This window comes from Roseibium aggregatum (genome assembly GCF_014692675.1).
Classification (GTDB): Bacteria; Pseudomonadota; Alphaproteobacteria; order Rhizobiales; family Stappiaceae; genus Roseibium; species Roseibium aggregatum_C.
Genome location: NZ_JABFCZ010000011.1, coordinates 173,476 through 182,985 on the forward strand (window position 1 = coordinate 173,476; position 9,510 = coordinate 182,985).

9 protein-coding genes and 1 pseudogene are annotated in these 9,510 nt (G+C 61.9%); 6 read left to right on the plus strand and 4 right to left on the minus strand.

Annotated elements, in window-relative coordinates:
- Positions 1-8: 8 nt before the first annotated feature.
- Positions 9-737 (minus strand): M15 family metallopeptidase, encoded by a 729-nt coding sequence (locus HK439_RS11750; RefSeq protein WP_235987812.1) that lies wholly within the window; start codon positions 735-737, stop codon positions 9-11.
- A 300-nt stretch (positions 738-1,037) separates the two neighbouring features.
- Between HK439_RS11750 and HK439_RS11755 the strand changes: the two genes are divergently transcribed.
- From HK439_RS11755 to HK439_RS11770, 4 genes are all read left to right on the plus strand, one after another.
- On the plus strand, positions 1,038-1,544 hold the full coding sequence (locus tag HK439_RS11755; RefSeq protein ID WP_190291686.1) for an invasion associated locus B family protein: 507 nt from the start codon (positions 1,038-1,040) through the stop codon (positions 1,542-1,544).
- Between the two features lie 301 nt (positions 1,545-1,845).
- Entirely contained in the window at positions 1,846-3,075 is a 1,230-nt protein-coding gene (rlmN, locus tag HK439_RS11760; protein ID WP_209011738.1) for a 23S rRNA (adenine(2503)-C(2))-methyltransferase RlmN, read from the plus strand.
- Positions 3,076-3,078: 3 nt separating this feature from the next.
- Positions 3,079-3,546, plus strand: a complete 468-nt coding sequence (locus HK439_RS11765) for a hypothetical protein (RefSeq protein ID WP_190291687.1) — start codon at positions 3,079-3,081, stop codon at positions 3,544-3,546.
- Positions 3,547-3,758: 212 nt separating this feature from the next.
- Positions 3,759-4,253 (plus strand): hypothetical protein, encoded by a 495-nt coding sequence (locus HK439_RS11770; RefSeq protein ID WP_209011739.1) that lies wholly within the window; start codon positions 3,759-3,761, stop codon positions 4,251-4,253.
- Between the two features lie 218 nt (positions 4,254-4,471).
- Here HK439_RS11770 and HK439_RS11775 read toward each other — a convergent pair whose 3' ends face one another.
- A complete protein-coding gene (locus tag HK439_RS11775; protein ID WP_190291688.1) occupies positions 4,472-6,664 on the minus strand; it encodes a xanthine dehydrogenase family protein molybdopterin-binding subunit in 2,193 nt (730 codons plus the stop codon).
- Between the two features lie 3 nt (positions 6,665-6,667).
- Complete coding sequence (locus tag HK439_RS11780) at positions 6,668-7,129, minus strand: (2Fe-2S)-binding protein (protein WP_190291689.1); 462 nt, start codon at positions 7,127-7,129, stop codon at positions 6,668-6,670.
- Between the two features lie 129 nt (positions 7,130-7,258).
- Here HK439_RS11780 and HK439_RS11785 point away from each other — a divergent pair, with 129 nt between their 5' ends.
- On the plus strand, positions 7,259-7,906 hold the full coding sequence (locus HK439_RS11785; RefSeq protein ID WP_209011740.1) for a TetR/AcrR family transcriptional regulator: 648 nt from the start codon (positions 7,259-7,261) through the stop codon (positions 7,904-7,906).
- A 168-nt stretch (positions 7,907-8,074) separates the two neighbouring features.
- A complete protein-coding gene (locus HK439_RS11790) occupies positions 8,075-9,295 on the plus strand; it encodes an argininosuccinate synthase (RefSeq protein WP_190291690.1) in 1,221 nt (406 codons plus the stop codon).
- Positions 9,296-9,409: 114 nt separating this feature from the next.
- Here HK439_RS11790 and HK439_RS26875 read toward each other — a convergent pair.
- Positions 9,410-9,510, minus strand: a pseudogene (locus tag HK439_RS26875) (IS110 family transposase); the annotation flags it as partial.

The following is a 9,510-nucleotide window of genomic DNA, read 5'->3' on the forward strand; positions in this document are numbered from 1 at the left end:
ATTACTGGCTATCGTGCCGTGACGGGGAAATCGAACGACGTACGCGGGAACGGTTCGTTTCTGAGGGTAAAGTGCCACCACTCCGCCGGGTAGTTCCTGAAACCGGCTTTTTCCATCAGGGCAAGGAGCTGCCGCCGGGCTGTCTGGGCTGAAGGCGCTATCTTCTTCGACGCGGTTCGGCTGAAGGGGTGGAAACAGTCGAACGCCGTGCCGAAGTCGACCGTTTGCCGGTCATGCCGGCTGCAGGGGGCGGCGGCATGGGGACCGGCCGGGGCTCCTCCGAGCGGAGCCAGGGCAATATCGACCGTCGATCCGCGCGCATGGGCGCTTTTGCGGCCGACATAGCCTTCCGCGATCAGCCGGTCCCGCCGGGTTTGCGGGAAATAGGCGGCGTCGGTTTCCGCGCCCGCCGCGCTCCAGCCGGCCATGTCACGGACCGCGCGTGCCGGCCGGTAGCAGTCGAAAACGATCAGCCCGAAGCCCTGGGCCCTCGCCAGTTTGCCTGCCTTCACGAGCGCGTCTGCCGCGGCCTCGGTCAGGATGCACTCCGCCGCCCGGTAGCCGGCAAGGGGCCGGTGCATGAAGTTCTGCCTTCCGGCATAGCGGATGTCCTGGCGAATCTCCGGCGCCTTGTCGGCAAGATAGACAAATCCGTCCGGCAGGGGCGATGCGGCATGGGCCGGCAGGGGGGGCGGCACGGCGCAAGACAACAGACCGGCAAATAAAATTCCCCTCATCACCATCCCGGATGTTCTCGCGTTTTTCTGCCGCGCGGCCTCCGCGCGAAAAGCCCTTAAAATCAGCCGTATCGGGCAATCGGCATGTTTCGGAACCATCCTGCCACACTCATGCCCGATTTATCCAAACAGCCTGTCCGCGGTCTCGATGATGCGGGGTCAGGCCAAAAATGTCCGTATTTTCGGGCTCTCAACCCTTTCGTAACCGGCTTTAAGTTATCATTAAAGCAAGGTTTATATGCCCAATGGCATTTGAATAGAATGCAAACGAACTGTCACGAGCCAAACGGTGTGGAGATGATGCAAGCAAAAACGCTGATCGTGGCCCTCGCGGGTCTAATTTTTTCGAGTGCAGCGGCTTTCGCACAGACCCCGACATTGCTGAAACAGCATAAGGACTGGGCAGCCTACGTCCTGGCAAGCGGCAGCGGGAAGGTCTGTTACGCGCTGACAAAGCCGACGCAGATGCTGCCGGGCGACCGCAACCACGGAGATGTTTTCTTCTTCATCACCAGCCGTCCTGCGGAAGGTGTTTCGGAGGAGCCGAGCCTGCTGGTCGGCTACCCGCTGAAGGACAAGTCGACCGTTTCGGTCGATGTGGACGGCAAGGGTTTCTCGATGTTCACCAACAACGACGGGGCCTGGGTCGACAACGCGGCGACCGAAACGCAGCTGGTCGACGCCATGAAGGCCGGCCGCGAAATGACCGTCCACGGCGAATCGAGCCGCGGAACCAAGACGACCTACAAGTTCTCGCTGTCCGGTGTGACGGCGGCGATCAAGAGCGCCACCGACGCCTGCCGCTGAGGCGGCAGCCGGATCGATTGACAGAAGGGGCCGGCACACCGGCCCTTTTTGTTTGGGCTTTTTGGTTTGCCCAATTTGGTTTTATTGCCTGAAACGCCCGGCAAGCTTGATTTTTTGCCGCCAATATGGTTTTGACCGCATCCGGAGTTCCGGACCGGAAGGACCGGACGCGCCAGGCGGAAAGCCCGGGCGGGTGGCTGAAATCGGGCCGAAAAACCCTATATCCCGGTTCGACTGGCATCAGACTGCCCGGTAATGGGATAAGTGTCCGCCGACACGCGGACGAAAAACGGATCAGCACATGGCGATAACGCTCGACATCGCGCGGGACAACCCGAACGCGCCGACGGTTACAGGTATTGCGGCCTCTGCCTCTCCTCAGGACGAGAAGCCGACCCTGATCGGCCTGACCCGCGAAGAGCTGGCCGAAGCGATGGCCGAAATCGGCGTGCCGGAAAAGCAGCGGCGCATGCGCGCCTCCCAGCTCTGGCACTGGCTCTATGTGCGCGGGGTTTCCGATTTCGCGCTGATGACCAATATCGCCAAGGACCTGAGGGCGAAGCTCGACGAGGCCTTCACCATCGCGCGTCCGGAAATCGTCTCCGAACAGATTTCCGTCGACGGCACGCGCAAGTGGCTGTTCCGGTTTCCGGCCCGCGGCGCCGGCCGGCCGGTCGAGGTGGAAACCGTCTATATTCCCGAAGAGGGCCGGGGAACGCTGTGCATTTCCTCCCAGGTCGGCTGCACGCTGACCTGTACCTTCTGCCACACGGGTACCCAGAAGCTGGTGCGTAACCTGACGGCGGAAGAAATCCTGTCCCAGATCCTGATCGCCCGCGACCGGCTGGGCGACTTTCCGGATGCCTCAACGCCCCAGGGCGCGATCGTGCCGTCGGAGGGCCGGCTGGTGTCCAACATCGTCATGATGGGCATGGGCGAGCCGCTTTATAATTTCGACAACGTCAAGAAGGCGCTGCTGATCGCCTCCGACGGCGAGGGGCTGTCCTTGTCCAAGCGCCGGATCACCCTGTCGACCTCCGGCGTCGTGCCGGAAATCGTCCGCGCGGGCGAGGAGATCGGCTGCATGCTGGCAATCTCGCTGCACGCGGTGCGCGACGATCTGCGCGACGTGCTGGTGCCGATCAACAAGAAGTGGCCGATCAAGGATCTGCTCAATGCCTGCCGTGCCTACCCGGGCCTGTCCAACGCCAAGCGCATTACCTTCGAATACGTGATGCTGAAGGGCGTCAACGACAGCAACCAGGATGCGCTCGATCTGGTGCGTTTGCTGAAGGGCATTCCGGCCAAGATCAACCTGATCCCGTTCAATCCCTGGCCGGGATCCGAGTATGAATGCTCCGACTGGGAACGGATCGAGGAGTTCGCCGATATCGTCAACCGGGCCGGCTATGCCTCGCCGATCCGCACACCGCGCGGCCGCGATATCTTCGCCGCCTGCGGTCAGCTGAAGTCGGCCTCTGAACGCATGCGCAAGAAGGACCGCGAGGCAGCGGCCGGCGCCGGAGCCTGACCGGTGCAGCGGCGCCTGTATCAGGAGCTGCTGTGGGCGCTGCTCGGGTATGTCGTTACAGTCTTTGTCTCGGCCTTCGTTTGCTCGGTCGCCGTTATTACCGAAGATTATCTTCCCGGGCACATTCAGATCGACGAGGGTTTTGATATTAAATTGTCCGGTCTATTATTTCTGATGACAGCCGTCTTGATTGCCATATCGTCCTGGCCGGGATTTATCATGAGCGTGGCCGTGGCAAGATGGCGCGGATATTCAAGCCTTTCCTATTTCACGATCTGCGGAGTGGGCGCGGCCTTACTGGCTGTCGCCGGTCTTGTCGCGGCTCCAGCGGGCAGATTAATTGGATTGGATTTGTTTCAGGAACCCGCGATTTATCTCGGAGGCATAGCCGGCGGTTTTGCTTACGGCCTATTCGTGCGGCGATACCGGGTTTTCCTAAGGCCGCTCGTTAAGGCCGAGATTTTCGATTGAGTTTGTTGATCGGTCTTCGCTGGAGCGTGGACGGGAACCTGACCGCAGAATGCGTTCGGGTGGCCAGCCAATCACGAACCCTCTTCCTTTTCGTGATCTGAAGCCACGATCTTCTGAACAAGGCTTGATTTGATCGCAGCCGGCTTCCGGACCATTTGCATGGGTGCCGGAGATTGTCGGATCGACGCACTTCAAGCTTTAGGGGATTTCAAATGATCAGTTCACACGCCACGCACACCAGCTCGTCGTCCTCGCTGTTTCCGCCGCTGACGGCGGCCACGCTGCTCACGGCTGTTCTGGCCGGGATTGCCGCCGATCTGACCTGGGAAATCTGGGCGCGCGGGATCACGCCCTTCTGGGTTGGCGGGCCGCTGGAACCGGCTGCGCTGGTTCAGTCCGTGTTCGGTTTAAAGAACCATTTCCTCGCGGAGCTCATTCATGGCGTTGTCGGCGTGCTGTTTTATCCGCTTGGCTATCTGTTCATCGCCCGGCCGATCGCGCGGGTCGTGACGCCGTTCCTGCCGTGGTGGATCGTCGGCCTCGGTTTCGGTGTCGGGCTTTGGATCTTCGCGCTCTACATCATGGCGCATCTTTTCGCCGGCCTGCCGCCCTTCCTGGGCTTTATCACCCTGGCCTGGGCGTCGCTCGTCGGTCACCTGCTGTTCGGCCTAGTCACCGCCGCCGTGGTGCGCTGGCGGGAAGTATAAAACTCCGATTAGGTCATCCCGGACGCAGCGGAGCGAAGATCCGGGACCGGAGAGCCACAGTCCTCGCAGCATAGGCCCCGACTGCTTCGGTCAGGCTTCTGCCTCCCCGGCCCCGGCTCGCGCTGGCGCTTGGCCGGGGTGACTATCGAGGGAGTGGGGCCTTGAAAAAAGTAGGGCCGCCCGATGGGCGGCCCTTTTCGTTTTTCCGGTGGGCCTGGTTAAGCCAGGCCGTGTTTCGACAGCGGCAGCTCGGTGATCCACTCGCCCTTGGCCGCGGCGATCGCGTTGGCGACGGCCGGGCCGATCGGCGGGGTGCCGGGTTCGCCGACGCCCGTCGGGGCTTCCGTCGAGGGCACGATGTGCACCTCGATTTCCGGCATGTCCGTCATGCGGATCGGCAGGTAGGTGTCGAAATTTTCCTGGTCGACCACACCGTCGGTCATGGTGACCTCGTTGCGCAGGATGGCGCCGAGGCCATAGCCGATGCCGCTCTGCATCTGGGCTTCGATGTTCTTCGGATTGACCGGAATGCCGCAGTCGACGGCGCAGACCACCTTTTCCACCTTCACGGTGCCGTCGTCGCGGAAGGAGATTTCCGCAACCTCGGCCACATAGGAGTTGAAGGACTTCACCACGGCAATGCCGCGGTAGCGGCCGTCCGGCAGCGGGTCCTTCCAGCCGGCCTTTTCGGCGGCAAGCTTGAGGACACCGGCATAGCGCTGATCCTTCTTGATCCGCTTCAGGCGGTAATCGAGGGGGTCCTCGCCGGCCTCCTTCGCCAGACGGTCGATCATGGTCTCGGCCACATAGCCGGTATGGGTATGGCCGACAGAGCGCCACCACAGGACCGGAACCGGCGTCTCCGCATTATGGGCCTCGGCCTGGAACGCCGGCAGTTCATAGGGCAGTTCGTCCACCCCTTCGACCGATGTGGAATCGACGCCGTCCTTGACTGCAAACGGTTCGAAGGATGTTCCGATCATGATCGATTTGGAGGCGACCCGGTGATGCCAGCCGACCACGTTGCCGTTCTCATCAAGACCGACGCGGGCCTTGTGGGCGACCATGGGCCGGTAGTACCCGCCCTTGATGTCGTCCTCGCGGGTCCAGACCACCTTGATCGGCTGGGGCGCGTTGCCGGCATCGAGCCGGGCCTTGGCGATCAGGGCGGCTTCCGCGAAATAGTGGCTGTCCGGCTGGGCGCGCCGGCCGAAGGAGCCGCCGGCCCAGGTGGTGTTGATGGCGACCTTGTCCGGGGTCAGGCCGAGCACGGTGCCGGCGACCATCTGGTCGACCGTCTGGAACTGGGACCCGGTCCAGAACGTGGCGCTGTTGCCGTCGAAGAGGACGGTGATGTCGAGCGGTTCCATCGGGGCGTGGGCCAGGAAGGGGAAGCTGTAATCCACTTCGATGACCCTGGCGGCACTCGCGAGGGCGGCCTCCGGATCTCCATGGCCCTTTGCGACGGGCAGACCCTTTTTGCCGGTCATGTCGGCAAGTTCCCTGGCCATTTCTTCCGTGCTGCGGGTTTCGGCCTTGCTGTCGTCCCACGTCACGTCCAGGAGACCGCGCGCCTTGATGGCCGGCCAGGTGGAGGTTGCCAGGACGGCGACACCGCTGGGAACGGAAACGACGTCGACCACGCCTTTCACCTTGCGGGCTTCGGTATCGTTGAAACCGGTCGCGACCGCGATGAACCTGGGCGGGCGGGCCAGAACGGCGACGAGCATGTTCTCCGCCTGATGGTCCATGCCGAAGAAGCCGATGGAGCCATGGGACTTGCCGGCGGCATCCACGCGCGGAAAGTCCTTGCCGATATAGACCCAGTCTTCCGGCTTTTTCAGGACCGGTTCACCGGGAACCTCCTGCTTGGCGGCAAGGCCGGCCAGATCGCCGAAGGTGGCGGATTTCCCGTTTGAGTGGGACAGGACGCCTTTTTCGACCTTGATTTCAGAGGCGGGGACACCCCAGTCCTCGGCTGCCGCTGCGATGAGCATCGCCTTTGCGGCCGCACCGGCCTGCCGGTACTGCATGAAGGAGTTGGCGATCGCGGTGGAGCCGCCCGTTCCCTGCATGCCGAAGGCGAGGTTCTTGTAGAGGGCGGCGTTCGCCGGAGCGAACTCGGCCGTGACCTGCGCGATGTCGGCGTCGAGTTCATCGGCGACGAGGGTCGCCAGCCCCGTGGCGTTGCCCTGGCCCATGTCCTGGTGCTTGTTCAGGACGACGACGGTGTTGTCGGGCCGAATATGGACAAACGGCTGGGCGAAGGAGGCGTCATCGCCGGCGGCCCGGGCCGACCCCGGCATGCGCAGCGCGAGCATCAGGCCGCCGGCGGCGCCGGCGGACAGTTTCAGGAACGTGCGGCGGCTGGGGACCGCCGACTGGAGCGGGTTTTCGAGCATGTGCAACATGGATCAGGCCTCCATCTTGTCGGCGGCGAGGTGGATCGCCTGGCGGATCCGGGCATAGGTGGCGCAGCGGCAGACGTTGCCGTCCATGGCCGTGTCGATGTCGTCATCGCTCGGCTTCGGCGTTTCGGCGAGAAGGGCCGTGGCCGCCATGATCTGGCCGGACTGGCAGTAGCCGCATTGCGGCACTTCAAGTTCCTGCCAGGCGGCCTGGACGGCCTTGGCGGCCTTGCCGTCGATGCCTTCGATGGTGGTGATGGAGGCGTCACCGACATCCCCGATAAACGTCTGACAGGAACGGACCGGCGTGCCGTCCAGGTGGACCGTGCAGGCGCCGCACTGGGCGATGCCGCAACCGAATTTCGTTCCGGTCATGCCGAGTTCGTCGCGAAGCGCCCACAAAAGCGGTGTTTCGGGATCCGCGTCGATCGTGCGCGGCTCTCCGTTGATGGTGAGGGTGATGGACATCGGGAAAGCCTCCCCTGGCTTGTCACATGGCTAAAGGAAGTAAACTACACCGTGTAGTGTAATCTTGAAATGACGTACGTGTAAACCGCTAAGTTTACATAGGGCGCGTTTTTTGGGATGAAAGGGGTCATGTCGAATGAAAACAAAATGTCCGTCACCGAACGCAAAAAGAAGCAGATCCTGGAAGCGGCGATCGCCGAATTTCAGGAACGCGGCTTTGCCGGAGCCAGCATGGACCGGATTTCGGACCGGGCGCAGGTCTCCAAACGGACGGTCTACAATCATTTCGAAAGCAAGGACGAGCTGTTCAAGGCGATCAACCAGTGCCTCGCCGACCAGTTCAACGCGGCCATGGAAGTCCCCTACGATCCGGACCTGCCGATCCGCGACGCGCTCCTGCGCCTCGGCTGGGCGGAAGGGGACCTTTTGACGAGCCCCTGTTTCATGAACATGGCGCGCATGGTCATGAGCGAAACGATCCGCGATCCGAAGCTGGCCGAGGATATGGACGCCCGCATGACGAAGCTGAGCGTCGTGGAGGACTTCATGGCGAAGGCAACGAGGGAAGGCAAGCTTGACGTTCCCGACCCCAAGCTTGCCGCCACGCAATTCATGGGCCTGATCAAATCGCGCGGCTTCTTTCCGAATATCTATGCCAACCGTCAGGCTACCAGGGACGAAATGGCAGCGGTCATCGAAGACAGCGTCGACATGATCCTTGCCCGCTACGCTCCTGCAAAAAAAGCCGAGGATTTTCAGGAGACGATGTCCGGCTAGGTCCGCCTGAACCCTCCGGGCCGTATTTCCCGTGACCACCCGGCACAACAGCAGGACCGGAAAGACGCCAGGAAGCCCTTGCGCTTGGCTATTTACCAGCTAAATTGCGCGCCAAATCCAAAGGCCCCGAAAAGGCCGTATCCAAGATCTCAAACGGACTTCTCACACATGGCGCATGGTGACATCAAAAAAGTCGTGCTGGCCTATTCCGGCGGGCTGGACACTTCCATCATCCTGAAATGGCTGCAGACGGAATACGGCTGCGAGGTTGTGACCTTCACGGCCGATCTCGGTCAGGGCGAGGAACTGGAACCGGCGCGGAAAAAGGCCGAGATGCTTGGCATCAAGGAAATCTACATCGATGACCTGCGCGAGGAATTCATCCGGGACTTCGTCTTTCCGATGTTCCGCGCCAACGCGGTCTATGAAGGCGTCTATCTGCTCGGTACCTCGATTGCCCGGCCGCTGATTTCCAAGCGCCTGATCGAGATCGCCGAGGAAACCGGCGCGGACGCGATCGCCCATGGGGCGACCGGCAAGGGCAACGACCAGGTCCGCTTCGAACTGTCGGCCTATGCGCTCAACCCGGATATCAAGGTGATCGCCCCCTGGCGCGACTGGACGTTCAAGTCGCGGACCGATCTGATCGACTTTGCCGAGAAATACCAGATCCCGGTGCCGAAGGATAAGCGCGGCGAAGCGCCGTTCTCGGTCGACGCCAACATGCTGCATTCGTCGTCGGAAGGGAAAGTGCTGGAGGATCCGGCCGAGGAACCGCCGGCATATGTCTACCAGCGCACGGTCGATCCGACCGAAGCCCCGGACGTGGTCACCGAAATCGAGATCGGTTTCGAAAAGGGCGACGCGGTTTCCCTGAACGGCGAAAAGCTGTCGCCGGCGACCCTGTTCGCAAGGCTCAACGATTACGGCCGCGACAACGGCATCGGCCGTCTCGACATGGTGGAAAACCGCTTCGTCGGCATGAAGAGCCGCGGTGTCTACGAAACGCCGGGCGGCACCATTCTGCTGACCGCCCACCGGGCCATGGAATCCATCACGCTCGACCGCGGCGCCGGCCACCTGAAGGACGAGTTGATGCCGCGCTATGCGGAGCTGATCTACAACGGGTTCTGGTTCTCGCCGGAACGCGAGATGCTGCAGGCGCTGATCGACAAGAGCCAGGAGCATGTCACCGGCACCGTGAAGCTGAAGCTCTACAAGGGCAATGTGATCGTGGTGGGCCGGGCCTCGCCCTATTCGCTCTATTCGGAAGAGCTGGTCACCTTCGAGGACGACCAGGGCGCCTACGACCAGAAGGACGCGGCCGGCTTCATCAAGCTGAACGCCCTGCGCCTCAGAACTCTGGCCAAGCGCAATCGCCTCGGCTGAGGCTGCTGATTGCAGCTTAGACAAACCCCGCTCTGGTCATCAATTCGGGTGTGTGATTTGATGACGTCCAGGCCTCTTGCTCCCGTCTCCCCCCTTGAGCATCTGTGTTTTGTGTCAAGGATGGTTTGGACACCAGATCCGGTTTTCTGAGAGGAGTGTATTTGCGAGAACGATGAGTTTTCGCATGACGGCGACAATCGCGACCTTCGGCTTTT